Source organism: Amycolatopsis vastitatis (genome assembly GCF_002234595.1).
GTDB classification, from domain to species: domain Bacteria; phylum Actinomycetota; class Actinomycetes; order Mycobacteriales; family Pseudonocardiaceae; genus Amycolatopsis; species Amycolatopsis vastitatis.
In genome coordinates this window covers 508802-529004 of sequence record NZ_NMUL01000012.1, presented here as the reverse complement: position 1 = coordinate 529004, position 20203 = coordinate 508802, and the positions used below count along the sequence as shown (strand labels likewise).

Genomic DNA, 20203 nt, shown 5'->3' with positions numbered 1-20203 from the left:
AGGGCGGCGGTGCTGTTCATGGCGTTTCCTAGGGCCGAAAACCGATGCTTCCGCAGGAACAGCGCGCTGATCACCCCCGGCGTTAGCCGCTGTGATCGAACTCTCAGCCGTCCAGGTGACGGCGGTTGCGGGCGGTGAACCAGAGCACACCGCCGGCCGCCGCCACCATCGATGCGAAAGCCGCCGTTCCGACCACGATTGCCTGGGTCATGTCTTGTCTCCCTCCCGAAGGTTCCGGTAACCGAGAGACGTCAAACCGCCGGAAAAGTGCACTCAGCGTTACCGAGATCACAGTCCCGAGATGACCGAGTCGATCTGGGCCGCGAGAGAAAAGTCCTTCGCCGTCAGGCCGCCCGCCGAGTAGGTGCTGAGCCGGAAGGTCAGCGTGCGCCAGCGGATGTCGATGTCGGGGTGGTGGTCGGCGGCTTCGGCGAGTTCCGCCACCCGGTCGACCACCTCGATCGCCTGGGGGAAGCTCGCCAGCTCCACCTCGCGGGAGATCACCGCACCGGACCGTGTCCAGCCGGCACCCAGGCGCCGGTCGGCCTCGTCGTCGCTCAAGATTTCCGTCATGTCTCCATGGTCGTCCGTCCTGGACTACGCTGCACGGTTGCCACGGGAGTCCGGTCAGCCGGGCTGAGAGGCGGGTCACCCGCGACCGTTCGCACCTGACCGGATCATGCCGGCGATGGGAGGGCTCGACCTCCTCGTCCGGCGAAGTGCAGGAGGGTAGATGAAACGCAGGGCTGTTCGCGCCGCGACGGCCATCGCCGCCGTCAGTGCCGTGGCCGCGGCGTGCTCGCTGTCGGACGGGTCCGGTGACACGCAGCAGACGCCCACCGTCACCCTCGTGACGCACGACTCCTTCCTGGGGCCGCAGGAGGTGCTCGACGCCTTCCAGAAGCAGTCGGGCATCAAGATCTCCGTGCTCAGGCAGGGCGACGCCGGATCGCTGACCAACAAGCTCGTGCTGACGAAGGCCAACCCGATCGGCGACGTCGCGTACGGCGTCGACTCCACCTTCGCCTCCCGCGCGCTCACCGAGGGCGTCTTCGAGCCCTACACCAGCCCGGAGGCCGACCGCGGGCCGCAGCGCTACGCCGTCGACCCCGAGCACCGGCTCTCCGCGGTCGACGTCGGCGACGTCTGCGTCAACGTCGACACGAACTACTTCAGCACCAAGGGGATCCCGGCGCCGTCGACCTACGACGACCTGGCCGACCCGAAGTACAAGGACCTCCTGGTCGCCGAGGACCCGGCGACGGCGTCGCCCGGCCTGGCCTTCCTGCTCGGCACCATCGCGAAGTTCGGCGACACCGGCTGGAAGGACTACTGGACCAAGCTCAAGGCCAACGGCGTCAAGGTGGTCAGCGGCTGGGAAGAGGCCTACACCAAGCAGTTCTCGGGCTCGTCCGGCAAGGGGCCGCGGCCGATCGTCGTCTCGTACGCGTCTTCGCCGGCCGCCGAGGTCGGCGACGACGGGAAGCCGCGCACGAAGGCGCTGCTCGACACCTGCTACCGGCAGGTCGAGTACGCCGGTGTGCTGGCGAACGGCAAGCAGGCCGAGAACGCGCGCAAGGTCGTCGACTTCCTGCTCTCGCAGCAGTTCCAGGCGACCGTCGCGGCCAACATGTACGTCTACCCGGCGCGTCAGGGCGTCGACCTGCCCGCGGGCTGGGCGCAGGTCGCGCCGCTGCCGCAGAAGCCGCAGACGCTGCCGCCGGACCAGGTGCAGGCCGGGCGCGAGAAGTGGATCGGCGAATGGCGCACGCTCCTGCAGTGACATCCGGGGCTCCGCCCCGGGCCGGGGGCTCCGCCACCCGGAACCCCCGAAAAGCACCAGTCTTAGCGCCATCGCGGACCGGCCGCGGGCTCGGCTTGGCGCTGCTCGGCCTGGCCCCGATCGGGTTCCTGGTGGTGTTCTTCGCCTGGCCGGTGGTGGCGATCGTCGGCCGCGGGTTCGCCGCCGGAGGTCTTGACGTCGTCCTCGGCGACCCGCGGACCTGGCAACTGGCCGGCTTCACGGTCGGGACGGCGGCCGCGTCGACGGTCGTGGCGGTGCTGGCCGGGTTGCCGGTCGCGTTCCTGCTCGCGCGGGTGCGGCTGCCCGGCGTCGGCTTGGCGCGGACGCTGGTGCTCGTGCCGTTCGTGCTGCCGACGGTCGTCGTCGGGCTCGCGTTCCGCGCGCTGTGGCCGGACGGCGGCGTGCTGCCGATCGTGCTGGCCAACGCCTTCTTCAACGTCGCCGTCGTCGCGCGGACCGTCGCCGGGCTGTGGGCGCGGCTGGATTCGCGGACGACCGACGCCGCGCGGGCGCTGGGCGCGTCGCCGTGGCGGGCCTTCCGGTCGGTGACGCTGCCCGCGCTGGCGCCCGCGATCGCGTCGGCCGCGGCCGTGGTGTTCCTGTTCTGCGCCACCAGTTTCGGCGTCGTCCTGATCCTCGGCGGTGCCCGGTACCGGACCCTGGAAACCGAGATCTACCTGCGGACGGTCGACCTCCTCGACCTGTCGGGCGCCGCGGCGCTGTCGCTGATCCAGTTCGCCGCCGTCGTCGCCGCGCTGGTGCTCGGCGGGCTGGCGCGACGGCGAAAGGACGGTGCTCGGACCGGCTCCGGTGGAGCGCGGCGGCCGAGCGGCGGCGAGTGGTGGGTCGTCGGGGCCGCGGGCATCGTGCTGGGGCTGCTGCTGACGCCGATCGTCGCCCTGCTCGCCGAGTCCGTGTCCACTGAGGACGGTTGGAGCCTCGCCGGGTACCGGGCCCTCACGGGCACCGGCGAGAAGGGCGCCCTGCAGGTGTCCGGCTGGGACGCCGCGCTGAACTCGCTGAAGGTGGCCGTCGACGCGACGCTGCTGGCGATGGTGGTCGGTGTGCTCGCGTCCGTGGTGCTGGTGGCGCTGCGGCGCTCACCCGTGCGTGCCGCGCGTGGTCTCGGCGAGACGATGGACGCCGTCCTGATGCTGCCGCTCGGCGTGTCCGCCGTGACCGTCGGGTTCGGTTACCTGGTCACGCTCGACGCGCTGCCTGGCGACCTCCGGACGTCGCCGTACCTGGTGCCGCTGGCCCAGGCGCTGGTGATCATCCCGCTGATCGTGCGGATGGTGCTGCCGGTGCTGCGGTCGGTGGACGTCCGGCTGCGGCAGGCCGCGTCGACGCTCGGGGCGAGCCCGCTGCGGGTGTGGCGGGAGATCGACCTGCCGCTGACGCTGCGCCCGCTGGTCGCGGCCGCGGGGTTCGGGTTCGTCGTGGCGCTCGGCGAGTTCGGCGCGACGAGCTTCCTCGCCCGGCCGACGGCGCCGACGCTGCCGGTCGCGGTCGCGACGCTGATGGCGCGTCCGGGCGAGCTGAACAACCAGATGGCGTACGCGGCGTGCGCGTTGCTGATGCTCGTGACGGTGCTGGCGGTCGCGCTGATCGACCGGCTCGGGGCCGCGCGCGGCCGGGTGGGAGAGTTCTGATGGCGCTGTCGGTGCGGGACCTGACCGTCCACTATGGATCGTTCGCGGCGGTCCGCGACGTCCGCCTGGACATCGCCGACGGCGAGGTGCTGGCGCTGCTCGGCCCGTCAGGATCGGGGAAGTCGACGCTGCTGCGCGCGATCACCGGGCTGGAGCCGTCGGCGCACGGCTCGGTCAGCTGGGACGGCGAGGACCTGGGCGCGGTGCCGGTGCACCGGCGCGGGTTCGGGCTGGTGTTCCAGGACGGCCAGCTGTTCGGCCACCGCGACGTCGCCGCGAACATCGCGTTCGGCCTGCGGATGCACGGCGTGCCGCGGGCTTCGTGGGCTCCGCGCGTGGCCGAGCTGCTGGAGCTGGTGGGACTCTCCGGCTTCGAACGACGGCGGGTGACGGAGCTGTCCGGCGGTCAGGCCCAGCGGGTGGCGCTGGCCCGGGCGCTGGCGCCGAAACCGCGGTTGCTGCTGCTCGACGAGCCACTGTCCGGTTTGGACGCCGGGTTGCGCGAGCAGCTGGCCATCGACCTGGCGGACCTGCTGCGGCGCAGCAAGATCACGGCGCTGCTGGTGACGCACGACCAGGAGGAGGCGTTCACGCTGGCCGACCGGGTCGCGGTTCTCGACGCCGGCGAAGTCCGTCAGGAGGGCGCGGTCCGGCGGGTGTGGCGCAACCCGGCCGACGACGGCGTGGCCCGGTTCCTGGGGGTGACGACGTTCGTGGACGGAACTGCGGCGGCCGGGCACGTGCACACGGAGCTGGGCGACGTGGCACTGCCGGACGTCGACGACGGCCCGGTGCGGCTGGGCATGCGGCCGCACGCACTGCGGGTGGCGGCCGAAGGCGTGCCGGGCGAGGTCGTGGCGGCGGTCCACCGGCGTGAGCACGTGCGGCTGGTGGTGCGGCTGACCGAGTCCACAGTGGACGCGGTCGCCCCGGCGGCTTCGGACCTGCGCGCCGGCGACGCGGTGCACCTCACGCTGGACCCCGACGGCCTTGCGGTGGTCGGGTTGTCGTGAGTGAGAAACAGTGTTCTAACACTGTTTCTCACTCACGACCGGTCTCAGCCGTCGCGAGTGGACAGGCGTGCGTAGGCCAGGGACAGGCCGATCACGATGTAGCACGCGGCCCGCAGGGCGCCCTCGCCGAGCATCTGCGTGCCCATCGGGTCCTGCAGCACTTCCGCCGGCGCCACCGACCAGTTCTGCGTCAGCAGGAACGGGTGCAGCCAGTCAAGCGACGTCAGGAACCCGAGGATCGTGAACACGATGTCGCCCGCCAGGACCGAAGCCACCACCAGCATCGGGTGCTCGGTCCAGCTGGAGATCGCCAGCGCCACCGCGCCGACCGCCCACAGCTGCAGCACCACCCAGCCCGCGACGAGCAGGATCCGCGCCAGCGCGCCGCCCAGCGACAACGTCGTGCCCGATAGCGTGAACAGCGAGTCCGTGCCGTTGATGATGAGCCCCGTCACCACGCCCGTCACGCACATCGCCAGCACCGAAACGACCGACACCGTCGCGACGCCGAACGCCTTGACCGCCAGCAGCCGGCCGCGGCCGACCGGGGCGATCAGCCAGCCGCGCAGCGTGCCGTGCGAGGTCTCTCCCGCGATCGCGTCCGCGCCCGCCATGGCCGAGGCCAGCGGGAGCAGCAGCGCCAGCGACATCACGATCGCCGCGATGGGCAGGACGAACGCGTTGTTGACCGCGGACGCCAGCAACGCGCCGTCGGGGTTCGGTCCGCCGGCGTCGGGCGGCCCGCTCACCAGCGTCAAGCCGATGCCGATCACCACCGGGATCAGGGCCAGCAGGCCCAGCACGGCGAGCGTGCGCGGCCGCCGGAAGATCCAGCGCAGCTCCGCGGCCAGCAGCCGGGTCAAGGGCACCGTGTCGTGGCCCGTGCGGGCCGCCGGTGCTTCGAGGACCGCCGTCATTCCGACCCCTCCGTCAGCCGCGCGAACAGGTCTTCCAGCCCGGTGCGGGCCCGTGTCGCCTCGTGGACCGCGACCCCCGCGCCCACCAGGACCTGCAGCACCCGCGGTGCTTCCGTCGCCGTCAGATCCGCGCGGACGCCGTCCGGCGTGAGCCGCGCGCCGATCCGGTTCTCGCGCAGCACTTCCACCGCCTGCTCCGCGTCCGGCGTGCGGACCAGCAGGGCCGCGTTCCCGGACTCCAGCAGCTCCGCCAGCTCGCCCTGCGCGACGACGTTGCCGGCCTGCAGCACGGCCACGTGCGTGCACGTCGCCTCCACCTCGGCCAGCAGGTGCGACGACACCAGCACGGTGACGCCCTCCGCGTGCAGCTCGGCCATGATCCTGCGGATCTCCCTGGTACCCGCGGGGTCGAGACCGTTGGTCGGCTCGTCGAGCACGACCATCTTCCGCGGCACGAGCAACGCCGAAGCGAGCCCGAGCCGCTGCTTCATGCCGAGCGAGTAACCGCGATACCGCCGCCGCGCCGCGCCGGTCAGGCCGACGCGCTCCAAAGCGGTGTCGACGGCGCGGGGGATCCCGGCCGACGACAACCGCGGTTCCGCCGCGGCGAAGCGCAGCAGGTTGTCGCGCCCGGACAGGAACGGGTGGAAGCCCGGCCCTTCGACCAGCGCGCCGACGTCCGGCAACGCGTGCGCGGCGGCGTCCGGCATCGGACGGCCGAGCAGCTCGACCTCGCCCTCGGTCGGCCGGACCAGGCCGAGCAGCATCCGGATCGTCGTCGTCTTGCCCGAGCCGTTCGGCCCGAGCATCCCCACGACCGCGCCCGCCGGGATGTCGAGGTCGACGTGGTCCACCGCGACCGTGCTGCCGTAAACCTTGCGCAGGCCCCGGGTGCGCGCGGCCAGCGGGACCGCCGGGGCGGACGCCTCCGAAGAGACGTCCGCCCCGGACTCGACAGCAGTGCTGGTCACTTCTGACCCAGCGCTTCGTACAGGACCTGCTCCGGCACCGCACCGGCCGCGAACCGGCCGTCGTCGGTCAGCACCGCGCTGCCGACCTTAGTGGTGACGAGGTAGCCGCTGCCCCAGGTGCCGTTGACCTTCTTGGCGAACCGCTCGAGCAGCGCCTTCGGGTCCACGTTGCCGCCACGGCCTTCACGACCGGACTGCTGCTTCGGCGCCGCGTTCAGCGCGTCCGCCGGGACCTTGCCGGTGACGACGGTGTCCCAGCCGTCGCCGACGACCTTGACGTCCTGCTTGGCCTGCTCGGCCAGGTCCTTGTCCTTCTGGTCGATCGTCGGCGACTTCTCCTGCACCTTGGCGCCCTTCGGCGGGGTGAAGGTGAACAGGTCGGCCGGCTGCTGGGTGAACTCGACCTCGGTGAACGCGACCTCGAGCGCCGGCGTCGCCGTCCCGTTGCTCAGCACCGACACCCGCAGCGGCATCCGCGTCTGCGAGTCGACCGCGACGCGGATCTCGCGCAGCAGCGTCCGCTCGGTCGGCTTCGGCGTCAGGACCAGCTCGTACGCCGGGCGGCCGGCGACGGTCGCGGTGCCGTCGACCGACACCGTGCTGCTCTCGCGGACCTTCGCGAGCAGTTCCGCCGACGCCGTGACCGGGTCGGGCGTCTTCTCGCTGCCCGCGCCCTTCTGCTTGGCCACATCGGCCGGGACGGTCACCTTCGTCGCGGTGTTCGTCTTGGAGCTGTAGTCCCAGACGGTCGTGCCGTCGTGGACCACGGTCTCCTGGCTGGCCCCCTGCGTGACGGCGAGGCGGCTCTTGCCCGCGCCGTCGCTGAAGATGTGCGCCGAGTCCATTTTCAGCGCCGACGCCCCCGGCAGCGCGTTCCCCGCCATCGCGGGCAGGCCGAGGTCGTTGCTGACCTTCACCGTGCCGTCGAACGCGCCCGGCTTCGCCTGCGCGACCGACTGCACGAGGTCCTCGGCGCTGATCTGCGGCAGGGCGGGCTTGTCGTCGGCGCTGGCCGGCATCGCGACGAACGCGAGGCCGCCCGCACCGAGCGCGGTGCCGACGACCGCGGCGGTGATGCCCTTCGTCTTCGGTTTCATGCGTCTCTCCCTGTGGTGTGCCCGGGCTCGAGTGTGCCCGGCTCCCTGGCCACGACGCTTCCCTCTCGAGGCTGAGATACCCCTGAAGGTTCTCCCTCCCACGCTGAGATCGCGCTGAGAACCGAGGCACGACCTGCGCGAACCGGCCATGATGAGTCTCGTGAAACCTCGGGTGCTGGTGGTCGACGACGAACCGGGCGTGCGGAAGGCCCTGCAGCGCGGGCTGCGCGCGGAGGGGATGGACGTGGTCACCGCCGCGGACGGCCCCAGCGGGCTGCAACTGGCGAGCACCGGCTCGTTCGACGTCGTGCTGCTCGACATCATGCTGCCGGGCCTGTCCGGCTACCGCGTGCTGGAGCGGCTGCGCAAGGACGGCGTCACCACGCCGGTGCTGCTGGTCTCGGCCAAGGACGGCGAGATCGACCAGGCCGACGGCCTCGACCTCGGCGCCGACGGTTACCTCGTCAAGCCGTTCTCCTTCGTGGTGCTGGTCGCGCAGGTCCGCGCGGTGCTGCGCCGGGTGGGGCCGGACGCCGGCCGCGGCACGCTGCGGCTCGGCGCGCTGGAGGTCGACCGCGGGTTGCGGCAGGTGCACTGGAACGGCGAGGAGGTCGGCCTCAGCCCGCGCGAGTTCGCGCTGCTCGACGTGCTCGTCGGGCGGGCGGGCACGGTCGTGACGAAGGACGAGCTGCTGCGCGCGGTCTGGGGCGAAGAGCAGGCCGTGACGCGCAACCTCGTCGAGGTCTACGTCGGTTACGTGCGGCGCAAGCTCGACGCGGTCGGCGCCGGCGCGCTCCTGCGGACCGTACGCGGGCACGGCTACCTGGCGTCCGACGCGGAGCTCGACGAGGTCATCACCCCGTGATCTCGTGGTGGCGGGGCCGGTCCCTGCAGGCCCGGATCACCGTGCTGGCCGCGACGATCACCCTGGCCTGCCTGCTCGGCCTGGCGGCGCTCGCCGCGTCGAGCCTCTCTCCGCTGCTCATCGACTCGGTCGACCGCGAGCTGGTGAGCGCGCTCGGCCCGGCCGGTGCCGAGGTGAGCGCCGGCCGGCCGCTGTCCGGCGCGGCCCCGGTCACGCTGCGGCTGCTGGACATCGCGGGTGCTCCGGTGGACGGCGGTGCCCCGGCCGGGCTCGGCCCCGCGGACATCTCGGCGCTCAAGGCGGGACAGCCGGTGCAGCGGGACGGCGCGCGGTACCTGGGCACGGTCGTCAGCGCGCCGGACGGTGCGCAACGGCTGGTCGTCGCCGGCGCCGGCCTGGTCGGGTTCTCCGCCGCGGTGCACTACGGCGGCGTGTGGCTGGTGGTCGTCGCGTCGATCGGCGCGCTGGTGGCGGGCTTCGCGACGTGGCTGGTGGTGCGGCTGGCACTGCGGCCGGTCGCGCGCATGCGCGGCTCGGTGCGGTCGCTGCCACCGGGGGCGCGGCTGACGCTGCCGGACTCGCACGACGAGCTGCGCGCGCTCGCGGAGGAGTTCAACGCCCTGCTCGAGCGGCAGGAGCAGGCGAGCGAACGGCTGCGGCGCTTCACCGGCGACGCCGCGCACGAGCTGCGCTCGCCGGTCGCGTCGATCCGGGTGCAGGCCGAGGTCGCCGTCGCCAACCCCGATCCGGAGCTGGCGCAGGAGACGCTTTCGGACATCCTCACTGAAGCCGAGCGGTTGTCGGCGCTGCTGGACGGGCTGCTGTCGCTGGCCCGTTCGGACGCGGGGGAGGTGCCGCAGCCGGAGCCGGTCGAGCTGGTGAGCGAGGTCCGCGCGGCGGTGGCCCGGCTACCGGCCGGGGCGCCGGAGACGCGGGTCAGCAACGCGGTCGCGCAGGCCTGGGCGTCCGCCGCGCACGCCGAGGTGGAACTGGTGCTCGACAACCTGCTGCGTAACGCGTGCCGCTACGCGCGCGGCCAGATCGTCGTCTCGGTGCTCGCGTCCCGCTCGTCCGTGCGGGTGGTGGTCGACGACGACGGGCCGGGCATCGCCCCGGAGCACCGGGAGAAGGTGTTCGACCGGTTCTACCGGATCGCCGACGACCGCGCCCGGTCCTCCGGCGGCACGGGACTGGGCCTGGCGATGGTGGCCGAGACCGTGCGGCGGCGGGGAGGCCGGGTCCAGGTGGCCGAGTCGCCGGACGGCGGCGCGCGCTTCGTGGTCGCCTGGCGTGCGGTCCCCGGCGGGGCTTCCGGGTAAGTTCCGGGACTGTGAACGCTGTGATCGTGGGAGCCGCCTTGGTGCGTGACGGCAAGCTGCTGGCTCAGCAGCGGGCGTGGCCGCCGAAGCACGCGGGGCAGTGGGAACTGCCCGGCGGCCGGGTCGAGGAGGGGGAGTCCGAGGCTTTCGCCCTGGCCCGCGAGTGCAGCGAGGAGCTGGACGTCGTCGTCGAGGTCGGCGACCGCGTCGGCGAAGACGTCCCGCTCCCCGGCGGGAAGGTCCTGCGGATCTACGCGGCTTCGCTCGTTTCGACCGGTGACGAGCCGCGGGCCGTCGAGCACCGGGCGTTGCGCTGGCTCGGGCCCGACGACCTCGACGACGTCGACTGGCTGCCCGCCGACCGGATCCTGCTCCCGGCCTTCCGGCAGCTGCTCAGTTAGCGCCGATCATCCGCAGCGCCGCGTCGAGCCGGTGCGAGCCGCGCTCGCGAGCGCGTTCCGCGCCCGCCTTGCGGACCCGCTCCAGCTCCGCGACGTCGTCGAGCAGCGTTAACGCTCGTTCACGCAGGGGCTGGAGCTCCTCGATCACGGCGTCGGCGACGGCGTCCTTCACCGCTCCGTACGAGGAGAACTCCTCCGCCAGGTCCGACGGCGAGCCGCCCCGGCACGCGGCCAGGATCTCCAGCAGGTTCGCCATGCCCGGGCGGGTGTCCGGGGCGTGCACCGGTACCGAGCCGCCGTCGGTGACCGCGCGGCGGATCTTGCGGCGGACCTGGTCGGGCTCGTCGAGGACGAACACCACGCCCGCCGCGTCGCGCGTCGACTTCGACATCTTGCGCGTCGGGTCGGTCAGGTCCTTCACCCGCGCGCCCGCCGGCGGGAGCACCGCCTCCGGGACGGTGAACACCTCCCCGTACGTGCTGTTGAAGCGTTTCGCGAGGGTCCGCGTCAGCTCGACGTGCTGGCGCTGGTCCTCGCCGACCGGGACTTCGCCCGCGCCCTGCAGGAGGATGTCCGCGGCCATCAGCGCCGGGTAGGTCAGCAGCGACAGCCGCACGCCGGCCTGGCCCTTCGACTTTCCATCCATGCCCCCGCCGCCGCCCTCAACGGAGGCGCTGCGCGCCGCTGATTTTTCTTTGAACTGGATCATCCTGGCGGCCTCGCCGTAGTTGCAGGTGCACTCCAGGACCCAGATCAGCGCGCCCAGCTCGCGGGCCAGGTCGGACTGGACGAACACCCGCTCGGGATCGATGCCGGCGGCGATCAGCACGGCGAGCTGTTCGCTCGCCAAGGATCGGAGTCTGGCCGGGTTGTGCGGGGTCGTCATGCCGTGCAGGTCGGCGACGAAGTACAGGTCGTCCGCCCCGCCATCGAGAGCCCAGCGGCGGACCGCCCCGAGGTGGTTGCCGAGGTGGACGTGACCGGACGGCGTGATCCCGGACAGCTTGCTCATGTGTGTCTTCCTTCCGAGGAGGGACCACCCCGGAGAAGGCACGAAAAAGGCCGCCCGTCCGGGGCGGCCGCTGGTGGTTCAGCGCAGGACTAGACGGCCGCCGAGGGCGGCCACCAGCTGGCGGTCTGCGCGTGCATGCCGTGACTATAGCCCGGTCCGTCACCAGTTCGCATCGCCGCGACGCGCGAGCGCGCGAACGGAGTTACGGTCTTGGCATGTATGTCGTCCTGCTGAACTACACGGCCCCGATCGAGGAAATCGACTACGCGCTGCCGGACCACGCGGACTGGCTGAACAAGCAGTACGAGCACGGCCACTTCCTGGCCTCCGGGCGGCGGAACCCGCGCACCGGCGGCGTGATCATCACGCGGCCGATGTCCCGCGGGAAGCTCGACGCCATCCTGGCGTCCGACCCCTTCTGCGTGAAGCACCTCGCGCAGTACGAGGTCATCGAGTTCTCGCCGACGAAGACCGCGCCGGAACTCAGGCAGATCAACGAGGCCGTGCCCCACTGAGTCATCCGAAAGCTAGGCGGCCAGGTCCAGCTTCGCCTTCTTCAGAGCCAATACCGGGCACTTCTTGCAGCGCGGCTTCGACCGGCAGCACTTCTTCTTGACCTTGCCGGCCTTCATCAGCTTGCGCACGACCTTCCGCGGGTCGTCCGGCTTCTTGCCCACGCGCACGCTCCCTCGGATCGGCGATGCTCACCGGGTATCCACGTTAGGTGAGCCTAACCGATCTGGGGGCGTGGGACTGCTCACATGGGGGCGCCAGGTATCCTTGGTGAGGTCCGCGTGTGACCAGAGCCGGTCACGAGACCCCTGACGGGCTGACGCGGCCATCCAACCCTTGAAGTTCAGGAGTTCTCGCGTGCCCGCAGCCAGCGCTACCGTCGAAACCGGCCGGCCGACCGGTAAGACCCGGCCCGACCTGCGCAATGTCGCGATCGTAGCCCACGTCGACCACGGCAAGACCACGCTGGTGGACGCGATGCTCCGCCAGTCCGGCGCCTTCGCCGAGCGCGCCGAGCTCGTCGACCGCGTGATGGACTCGGGTGAGCTCGAGCGCGAAAAGGGCATCACGATCCTCGCGAAGAACACCTCGATCCACCGCCAGACGCCAGAGGGCTCGGTGACCATCAACGTCATCGACACCCCCGGCCACGCCGACTTCGGCGGCGAGGTCGAGCGCGGCCTGGCCATGGTCGACGGCGTCGTCCTGCTGGTCGACGCCAGCGAGGGCCCGCTCCCGCAGACCCGGTTCGTGCTGCGCAAGACCCTCGAAGCCGGCCTGCCGGTGATCCTGCTGGTCAACAAGACCGACCGCCCGGACGCCCGGATCGCCGAGGTCGTCGAGGAGACCCACGACCTGCTGCTCGAGCTGGCCAGCGACATCGAGGACGCCGACCACGACGCGATCCTCGACCTCCCGGTCGTCTACGCCTCCGCGCGCGCCGGCAAGGCGAGCCTGGAGCAGCCCGCCGACGGCGACATCCCCGACAGCGAGAACCTCGACCCGCTGTTCGACACCCTGCTCCGGCACGTGCCGCCGCCCGCCGCCGACCTCGACGCGCCGCTGCAGGCGCTGGTCACCAACCTCGACGCGTCCAACTTCCTCGGCCGCATCGCGTTGATCCGCATCCACGCCGGCAAGCTGCGCAAGGGCCAGACCGTGGCCTGGATGCGCGAAGACGGCACGGTGCAGAACGTCCGGATCTCCGAGCTGCTGGTCACCGAGGCGCTCACCCGCGTCCCGGCGACCGAGGCCAGCGCGGGCGAGCTGGTCGCCATCGCCGGCATCCCCGACATCACCATCGGCGACACCCTCGCCGACTCCGACAACCCGGTGGCGCTGCCCCGGATCACCGTCGACGAGCCCGCGATCTCGATGACCATCGGCGTCAACACCTCGCCGCTGGCCGGGCGCAACGGCGGCGACAAGGTCACCGCGCGCCTGGTCAAGGCCCGCCTCGACCAGGAGCTGATCGGCAACGTCTCGATCCGCGTCCTGCCGACCGAGCGCCCCGACACCTGGGAGGTCCAGGGCCGTGGCGAGCTGGCGCTGGCGATCCTCGTCGAGCAGATGCGGCGCGAAGGCTTCGAGCTGACCGTCGGCAAGCCGCAGGTGGTCACGCGCATCATCGACGGCAAGGTGCACGAGCCGTTCGAGCGCCTGTCGATCGACTCGCCGGAAGAGCACCTCGGCGCGATCACCCAGCTGCTGGCCTCGCGCAAGGGCCGCATGGAGCACATGGGCGGGCACGGCTCCGGCCGGCTCAAGCTCGACTACGTCCTGCCGGCGCGTGGCCTGATCGGCTTCCGCACCGACTTCCTCACCGAGACCCGCGGCACCGGCATCGCGAACCACGTGTTCGAGGGCTACTTCCCGTGGGCGGGCGAGATCCGCACCCGGCACAGCGGCTCGCTGGTCGCCGACCGGTCGGGCCCGGTCACCGCGTACGCGATGATCCAGCTGGCCGACCGCGGCACCTTCTTCGTCGAGCCGGGCGCCGACGTCTACGAGGGCATGGTCGTGGGCGAGAACCCGCGCTTCGAGGACCTCGACATCAACATCACCAAGGAGAAGAAGCTGACCAACATGCGTCAGTCCTCCGCCGACGTGATGGAGACGCTGGCCCGCCCGCGCAAGATGGGCCTGGAAGAGGCGCTGGAGTTCTGCTCGGTCGACGAGTGCGTCGAGGTCGCGCCCGAGGTCGTCCGGGTCCGCAAGGTCACCCTGGACGTGAACACCCGCGCGAAGGAGCGTTCGCGCGCCAAGAGCCGCGACAACGGCTGACCTTTCCCGAAACCCGAAAGAGCCTCCCGGTGTCTTCCGCCGGGAGGCTCTTTCGTTTCCGGTTCGCCACGCTGGGTAGAGTGACACCGAACCCGGCGTCACGAATTCCGCTGTTCTTCTCCTTATATCTTTATAGGGGCTCCGACGGCCACGGCGCCTGGTGCTCACCACCGATGTGAACCTTTCTCGTGTCCGGCCCGTGTTCGTTCCGCCGTTCCGGAACAGTCCGGGAACCCGGACGGTGGTCCGCGCGTCCTTCCCCATAGCGGCACCACGGGGGGCCGGGCCCGGGTGATCCGGGTATGGGAATCTCGGTTCCGGCGGCGAGGGCGGTCGTGGGAGCATGGCTGCCCCGATCGGTGGAATCTGGGAGGAACTGGGCGTGCGAGTGAATCGCAAGGCGGTGCCGGTACTGGCACTCGCGGCCGTGCTGCTCGCCGCCTGCTCCAACACCCCGCCGCCCCCGGTCGTCTCCTCGTCGGTCGCGCCCGTGTCCACCACCGGGAAGACGCCGTCGCAGATCGTCGTCGGCGTCGACGACGTGCTCGGCGGGTACAACCCGCACAACCTCGCGGACTCGTCCCAGGCGACCTCGGCGCTGTCGCAGCTGCTGCTGCCCTCGGTGTTCCGCCAGAAGGACGACGGCAGCACCCAGCTCGACAAGAACCTGATGAAGGCCGCGCAGGTGATCTCGCAGCAGCCGTTCGTGGTCGCCTACGACATCCGCGCCGACGCCTCCTGGTCCGACGGCGCGCCCATCGCGGCCGAGGACTTCGACTACCTGCGCACCCAGATGCGCGACCAGCCCGGCGTGATCGAGCCCGCCGGGTACCGGCAGATCACCGACCTGCAGTCCCGCGAAGGCGGCAAGCGCGTCGAGGTCACCTTCGCCAAGCCGTACCCCGGCTGGCGGACGCTGTTCTCGGACCTGCTGCCCGCCCACCTGCTCAAGGACGCGCCCGACGGCTGGCGGGGCGCGCTCGCCTCGAACTTCCCCGCCGTCGCCGGTCCGTTCTCGATCAAGAGCATCGACACCGCCCGCGGCGAGGTCATCCTCGAGCGCAACGAGCGCTACTGGGAGAAGCCCGCGGCGATCGACCGGGTCGTCCTGCGCCGCGCGGACCAGACCACCCTGCTGCCCGCGCTGCAGAGCGGCAACGACCAGTTCGCGCTGGCCAGGACGACCGGCGATGAGCTCAAGCGGCTCGGCGACCTCGGCCCGGCCGTGAAGCTGCACACCGTGGCCCGGCCGGTGATGGCCGGCGTGCTGCTGCGCCCGGTCAGCGCCACGCTGCGGGACAGCCAGGTCCGGGCCGGCGTCGCCGCGCTGATCGACCGCGGCAAGCTGGTCGCCGAAGGCGTCAACGGCGGCCCGTCGTCGACGCTCCACGCCGACGCCCAGGTGAAGGCGCCGTCGGAGGCCGGGTACGCGGCGACCATCCCGCCCGGCCCGCCCACCGCGCCCGACGTCGCGAAGGCCGAAGAGTCGCTGAAGGCGGCCGGCTACGTCAAGACCGCGGGCACCTGGCGCAAGAACGGCAAGGCCCTTTCGCTGGTCATCGCCTCGCCGGCCGCCCAGGAGCCGTACGCGACGATCGCCAAGGAGCTCAGCGCCGAGCTCGTCGCGCAGGGCGTCGAAGTCAACGCGATCACCCCGCCGCCGCGCGACCTGTTCAGCGGCCTGCTGGCGATGCCGGTCGTCGACGGGGTCCAGCAGCCGTCCGGCGACGCGGCGGGCAACGTCGGGATCGACATCGCCGTCGTCCCGCAGGCGGTCGGCGGCGACACGGCGTCGGTGCTTGCGTCGACCTTCGGCTGCCGCCCGGAGCAGACCGCCTCGGGAACGGACAAGACCAAGCCGATCGTTCCGGGCAATTCCGCCGGGCTCTGCGACCCGTCGCTCCAGCCGTCGATCGACGCGGCGCTGTCCGGATCGACGCCGATCGCCGAAGCGCTCACCACTCTTGAGCCTGAACTTTGGCGTCAGAACGTGGTAATCCCGTTGTTCCAATTGGCTGACACCCTGGCGATCGGATCGGGCATCTCGGGCGTCACGCCGGGCCCCCCGATGGTGGGCCCGTTCGGGTCCGCGGTGAACTGGACACGCGGCCCCAAGTAATCGCTTGGCTACGCATTCAGTACTACCGGGTGATCTTCACCAACGCGTTCGAGTGGGAGCTTGTGAATCCATGAGGTAACCGTCGTATTTCTGGATGTCGACTGGATGTCACCCTTTGGTCACGATCGACCCTGAACTGGTGACTGTCGGTGCTTTTCCTTTCTAGCGTGCTCCCGCAGTGCGCCAGTTGAGTGTCGCTTGGCGTGTCGTAGGCTCCGGCCCATCCAAACCGGAGCGGTGTGGGCCCTTGTCCCGATATTCAAGGGCTCAGTGCTAGGAGGGCACACTTCATGAGGAGATCCAAAGCAGTCTCCGCTTTGTCGCTCGTCGCCGGCGCTTCGCTGTTGCTGAGCGCCTGCAGCGGCGGCGATTCGGGTTCGGGCAGCACCGACCAGAACGGATCGTCGACCGACGTCAAGGCGATGGCTGTCGGCAAGGCCGAGCAAGGCGACGTGTTCAAGCTCGCGGACACCCCGGGGTACAACGCGACGGTCACGATCGGTATCGACGACGGGTACTCGGCGTACAACAACCAGACGCCGGACACCAACAGCTCCTACAACAACTACATCGTCAACGCCGTGCTCTCCGGTGCCTTCAAGCTCGACGGCAACAACAAGCAGGTGCTGAACGGGGACGTGTTCGACTCGGCGGCCATCACGTCGAAGGACCCCCAGGTCGTCACGTACAAGCTCAAGCCGAACCTCAAGTGGTCGGACGGTCAGCCGTACGACTGCAAGGATCTGTACCTGGCGTGGCTGTCCCAGAGCGGCCTGGCCAAGGGCCCGGACGGCAAGACGCCGTTCAACTCGGCTTCGACCACCGGGTACGCCCAGATCAAGACCGCGACCTGCAAGGACAACCTGACGTTCGAGACGGACTACAGCGCTCCGTACCTCGACTACAAGGGTCTGTTCAACGGCGTCGCGATCATGCCGGCGCACGTCCTCGAGGCCAAGACCGGCATCGCGGACATCACCAAGCTGGCTCCGACCGGTGACCCGGCGCAGCTCAAGGCGGCCGGTGACTTCTGGACGGACAAGTGGAAGGGCTTCGACGCGTCGATCATGCCGTCGTCGGGTCCCTACAAGATCACCGCGTTCGACGCCAACCAGAAGGCCGTCACCCTCGAGAAGAACGCGAACTGGTCGGGCGGCAAGGGCGGCCCGTCGAAGATCGTCGTCAAGGCCATGGAAGACACCAAGGCCATGGCCACCGCGCTGCAGAACGGTGAGATCGACGTCGCGGCGTCGACCCAGCCGGACGCCACCGCGGCCCAGACGATGAAGGGCCTCGCGGCGCAGGGTGTGGTCTACGGTTCGGCCCCGCAGCTGACCTACGAGCACCTCGACCTGAACTTCACCCGCATGTTCAAGGACAAGGACCTGCGCAAGGCGTTCTTCGAGGCGGTCAACCGCAAGGAGATCACCGACAAGCTGCTCAAGGAAGTCCAGGCCGACGCCGAGCCCCTGAACTCGGTCGAGTTCTACCAGGGCGAGGAAGGCTACACCGACCTGTACAGCAGCAAGGCGGGTCTGGGCGCCGACGCGGCGGCCAAGACCCTGTCCGACGCCGGCTGGGTCAAGGGTGGCGACGGCATCTTCGCCAAGGGCGGCCAGCGCGCTTCGTTCAAGATCACGCACAACCAGAACGCGCGTCGCAGCCAGACCGTCGAGATCATCATCTCGCAGGCGAAGGCGGCGGGCATCGAGGTCAAGGACGAGACCGACGCCAACTTCCTCAAGGGTGGCCGCGTCTCGACCGGTGACTACGACATCGCGCTCTTCGGTTGGTCCGCTTCGCCCGCCAAGGCCGAGTCGCGCTCCATCTACGTTTGCAAGGCCAACGGTGGCGACCAGAACTACCAGGGCCTGTGCGACCCAGAAGGCATCGACAAGAACTACGACATCGCGATCAAGGCGACCGACGAGGCCGTGAAGACCAAGGCCTACCAGGACGTCGACAAGGCGATCGCGGACCAGTACGCGACCCTGCCGCTGTTCCAGACGCCGAGCATGTGGGCGTTCAAGGGCATCGACCGCGTGTACATGCAGTCGTACGACGGTGTCCTGTGGTCCGCCGGCGAGTGGGAGCCGAAGAAGTAGGGCTCGTCCCGCCTCTTCTTTCCCCTCGCTCCAGATGACCTGGGGGGTACCCGGGGTCCGGCCACGAGCCGGGCCCCGGTACCCGCCGGAAGTAGCTGTTGACCGTAGGGTTACCGCCACTACGGTAGACAACCGGGTAGCGGTCCAGCGCACTTCTGACGACCAGGCCCGGATGAGGAGCAGTTCGTTGAACCTGGTGATCTACATCCTTCGCCGTCTGGCGATTTCGATTCCCGTCCTGCTGGTCGGGACTTTCTTGTGTTTCGTCATGGTCGCCGGCACCGGTGACCCGCTGGGCGAGCTGCGGCAGAACCCCACCATCAGCAAGGACGCGCTGGCCGCCACGGCCGCCAAGCTGGGCCTCGACCAGGGCATCGTGCCCCGCTACTTCAGCTGGCTCGGGCACTTCCTGTCCGGCGACTGGGGCACCTCCATCGCGCAGGGCAACGCCCTCGCGCCGGTCGCCCCCAAGGTGCTGGCCGCCTTCGGCGTCACCCTCAAGCTGGTCGTCGGGGCCGAGATCCTCGCGCTGATCATCGGGATCATCGTCGGCGTGCTGGCCGCCGTGAAGCAGTACTCGATCATCGACTACCTGGCGACCACCCTCGCCTTCCTGCTCTTCTCGATGCCGATCTTCTGCGTCGCGATCGTGCTGAAGAACTACGCGATCGAGGTCAACGGCTGGGTCCGCGACCTCGGTCTGCAGGACGTCCTCGGCAACCCGTGGCTGCGCACGACCAGCCCGGAGCAGCTGAAGACCGACGGCGTCGGCGACTTCATCACCAGCACGATCGGCGCGTACCTGCTGCCGACCCTGTCGATCATGGCGATCAGTTTCGCCGCGTACAGCCGGTTCCAGCGCGCTTCGATGCTCGAGGTGATGAACTCGGACTACGTGCGCACCGCGCGGGCCAAGGGCCTCGCGAACGGCCGGGTCATCTTCCGGCACGCGTTCCGCAACGCCCTGATCCCCGTGACGACGCTGTTCTCGGTGAACTTCGGCTCGGTCCTGGCCGGCGCGATCATCACCGAGACGGTGTTCAACTGGCACGGTATGGGCACATTGCTGGTGGAAGCCGTCACGAAGAACGACACTCAGGTGATGATGGGTTGGCTCGTGGTGATCGCCACCAGTGTCATCGTCGCCAACCTGATCGCCGACCTGATGTACGGCATCCTGGACCCGAGGATTCGCGTTGGCTGACTTGAACTCTCTTATCGCGGCGAGCGAGACCGAAACCGCCGACGGCACGCTGCCGCCGGAGGCACTGCCGGAACCGCGGAGCCAGGGCAAGCTGGTCCTGCGGAAGTTCCTGCACCACAAGCTGGCGATGGTGTCGACGGCGGTGCTGCTGCTGATCGTGCTGATCAGCATCCTGCTGCCGATCTTCTGGAAGCACAGCTACCAGGACAGCTCGTTCCCGTCGTTCGCCAAGCCCAACGGTGATTTCCCGCTCGGGACGACGCAGGTCGGCAAGGACATGGTGTCGCAGGTGCTGCGCGGTACGCAGTACTCGCTGTTGATCGCGCTCACGGTGTCGGTCCTCTCGACCGTGGTCGGTGTCGTGTTCGGCGCGATCGCCGGCTACCTGCGCGGGTTCTCCGACTCGGCGATCTCGCGAGTGACGGACCTGTTCCTGATCATCCCGCAGATCGCCGCGGCGGCCATCCTCGCCAAGGTGTTCGGCGGCGGTTCCTGGTACATCGTCGCGCTGGTGCTGGCGGCGTTCGGCTGGATGCAGATCGCCCGGATCACCCGCGCCGAGGCGATGTCGCTGTCCCAGCGCGAGTTCGTCGACGCCGCCCGCGCGTCGGGCGCCGGGACGTTCCGGATCATCTTCAAGCACCTGGTGCCGAACATGGTCGGCAGCATCACGGTCAACGCGACCCTCGCGGTCGCGCAGGCCGTGCTGGCGGAAGCCGCGCTGTCGTTCATCGGCCTGGGTGTCCAGCTGCCGGACACTTCGCTCGGCCGCGTCATCCTGGAGAACTACGCCCAGCTGCAGACGCGGCCGGCGCTGTTCTTCGGGCCGTTCGTCGTGCTCGTGCTGATTTCACTGACGATCAACTTCATCGGTGACGGTCTTCGCGACGCCTTCGACCCGCGCCAGCGGAGAATGAAGGCCTGACGC

The 20203-nt window shown here is 70.2% G+C and carries 18 protein-coding genes; 12 read left to right on the top strand and 6 right to left on the bottom strand.

Going from position 1 to position 20203, the window contains the following annotated elements; genetic code table 11:
- Window positions 1-288: 288 nt before the first annotated feature.
- The gene (locus CF165_RS16725; protein ID WP_093948414.1) at window positions 289-573 is read right to left on the bottom strand and encodes a 4a-hydroxytetrahydrobiopterin dehydratase; all 285 of its coding nucleotides are present in this window, start codon (window positions 571-573) and stop codon (window positions 289-291) included.
- Between the two features lie 160 nt (window positions 574-733).
- On the opposite strand from CF165_RS16725, the gene CF165_RS16720 reads away from it, so the two are divergent.
- The 3 genes from CF165_RS16720 to CF165_RS16710 all read left to right on the top strand — a co-directional run bounded on the left by CF165_RS16720 (window position 734) and on the right by CF165_RS16710 (window position 4469).
- Complete coding sequence (locus CF165_RS16720) at window positions 734-1783, top strand: thiamine ABC transporter substrate-binding protein (RefSeq protein ID WP_093948413.1); 1050 nt, start codon at window positions 734-736, stop codon at window positions 1781-1783.
- A 110-nt stretch (window positions 1784-1893) separates the two neighbouring features.
- Window positions 1894-3456: an ABC transporter permease gene (locus CF165_RS16715; RefSeq protein WP_093948498.1), complete on the top strand. Its 1563-nt coding sequence runs from the start codon at window positions 1894-1896 to the stop codon at window positions 3454-3456.
- Window positions 3456-4469, top strand: coding sequence for an ABC transporter ATP-binding protein (locus tag CF165_RS16710; RefSeq protein ID WP_093948412.1), 1014 nt, complete (start codon window positions 3456-3458; stop codon window positions 4467-4469). Before CF165_RS16715 ends, CF165_RS16710 begins: the two co-directional genes overlap by 1 nt.
- 44 nt (window positions 4470-4513) lie before the next feature.
- On the opposite strand, the gene CF165_RS16705 is transcribed toward CF165_RS16710, so the two are convergent.
- The 3 genes from CF165_RS16705 to CF165_RS16695 are packed head-to-tail and all read right to left on the bottom strand — an operon-like array spanning window position 4514 to window position 7454.
- The gene (locus CF165_RS16705; RefSeq protein ID WP_093948411.1) at window positions 4514-5386 is read right to left on the bottom strand and encodes an ABC transporter permease; all 873 of its coding nucleotides are present in this window, start codon (window positions 5384-5386) and stop codon (window positions 4514-4516) included.
- On the bottom strand, window positions 5383-6357 hold the full coding sequence (locus tag CF165_RS16700) for an ABC transporter ATP-binding protein (RefSeq protein ID WP_093948410.1): 975 nt from the start codon (window positions 6355-6357) through the stop codon (window positions 5383-5385). The genes CF165_RS16705 and CF165_RS16700 overlap by 4 nt, the downstream gene beginning before the upstream one ends.
- Window positions 6354-7454, bottom strand: coding sequence for a LolA family protein (locus CF165_RS16695; RefSeq protein WP_093948409.1), 1101 nt, complete (start codon window positions 7452-7454; stop codon window positions 6354-6356). Before CF165_RS16695 ends, CF165_RS16700 begins: the two co-directional genes overlap by 4 nt.
- 148 nt (window positions 7455-7602) lie before the next feature.
- On the opposite strand from CF165_RS16695, the gene CF165_RS16690 reads away from it, so the two are divergent.
- The 3 genes from CF165_RS16690 to CF165_RS16680 are packed head-to-tail and all read left to right on the top strand — an operon-like array spanning window position 7603 to window position 10039.
- Complete coding sequence (locus CF165_RS16690) at window positions 7603-8319, top strand: response regulator transcription factor (protein ID WP_167441457.1); 717 nt, start codon at window positions 7603-7605, stop codon at window positions 8317-8319.
- Window positions 8316-9638: a sensor histidine kinase gene (locus CF165_RS16685; RefSeq protein ID WP_093948407.1), complete on the top strand. Its 1323-nt coding sequence runs from the start codon at window positions 8316-8318 to the stop codon at window positions 9636-9638. Before CF165_RS16690 ends, CF165_RS16685 begins: the two co-directional genes overlap by 4 nt.
- Before the next feature lie 11 nt (window positions 9639-9649).
- A complete protein-coding gene (locus CF165_RS16680; RefSeq protein WP_093948406.1) occupies window positions 9650-10039 on the top strand; it encodes a (deoxy)nucleoside triphosphate pyrophosphohydrolase in 390 nt (129 codons plus the stop codon).
- On the opposite strand, the gene trpS is transcribed toward CF165_RS16680, so the two are convergent.
- Entirely contained in the window at window positions 10032-11051 is a 1020-nt protein-coding gene (trpS, locus tag CF165_RS16675) for a tryptophan--tRNA ligase (RefSeq protein WP_093948405.1), read from the bottom strand. The genes CF165_RS16680 and trpS overlap by 8 nt on opposite strands.
- Before the next feature lie 215 nt (window positions 11052-11266).
- Between trpS and CF165_RS16670 the strand changes: the two genes are divergently transcribed.
- A complete protein-coding gene (locus CF165_RS16670) occupies window positions 11267-11566 on the top strand; it encodes a YciI family protein (protein WP_093948404.1) in 300 nt (99 codons plus the stop codon).
- Window positions 11567-11578: 12 nt separating this feature from the next.
- Here the strand turns inward: CF165_RS16670 and CF165_RS51755 are convergent, their stop codons facing one another.
- The gene (locus CF165_RS51755) at window positions 11579-11728 is read right to left on the bottom strand and encodes a hypothetical protein (RefSeq protein ID WP_020641186.1); all 150 of its coding nucleotides are present in this window, start codon (window positions 11726-11728) and stop codon (window positions 11579-11581) included.
- A 193-nt stretch (window positions 11729-11921) separates the two neighbouring features.
- Here CF165_RS51755 and typA point away from each other — a divergent pair, with 193 nt between their 5' ends.
- From typA to CF165_RS16645, 5 genes are all read left to right on the top strand, one after another.
- On the top strand, window positions 11922-13847 hold the full coding sequence (gene typA / locus CF165_RS16665; protein ID WP_093948403.1) for a translational GTPase TypA: 1926 nt from the start codon (window positions 11922-11924) through the stop codon (window positions 13845-13847).
- A 382-nt stretch (window positions 13848-14229) separates the two neighbouring features.
- Entirely contained in the window at window positions 14230-15966 is a 1737-nt protein-coding gene (locus CF165_RS16660; protein WP_093948402.1) for an ABC transporter family substrate-binding protein, read from the top strand.
- A 290-nt stretch (window positions 15967-16256) separates the two neighbouring features.
- Complete coding sequence (locus CF165_RS16655) at window positions 16257-18071, top strand: ABC transporter family substrate-binding protein (protein ID WP_167441456.1); 1815 nt, start codon at window positions 16257-16259, stop codon at window positions 18069-18071.
- A 187-nt stretch (window positions 18072-18258) separates the two neighbouring features.
- A complete protein-coding gene (locus CF165_RS16650; RefSeq protein WP_093948400.1) occupies window positions 18259-19275 on the top strand; it encodes an ABC transporter permease in 1017 nt (338 codons plus the stop codon).
- Window positions 19268-20200, top strand: a complete 933-nt coding sequence (locus CF165_RS16645; RefSeq protein ID WP_093948399.1) for an ABC transporter permease — start codon at window positions 19268-19270, stop codon at window positions 20198-20200. Before CF165_RS16650 ends, CF165_RS16645 begins: the two co-directional genes overlap by 8 nt.
- The last annotated feature ends 3 nt before the right edge of the window (window positions 20201-20203 follow it).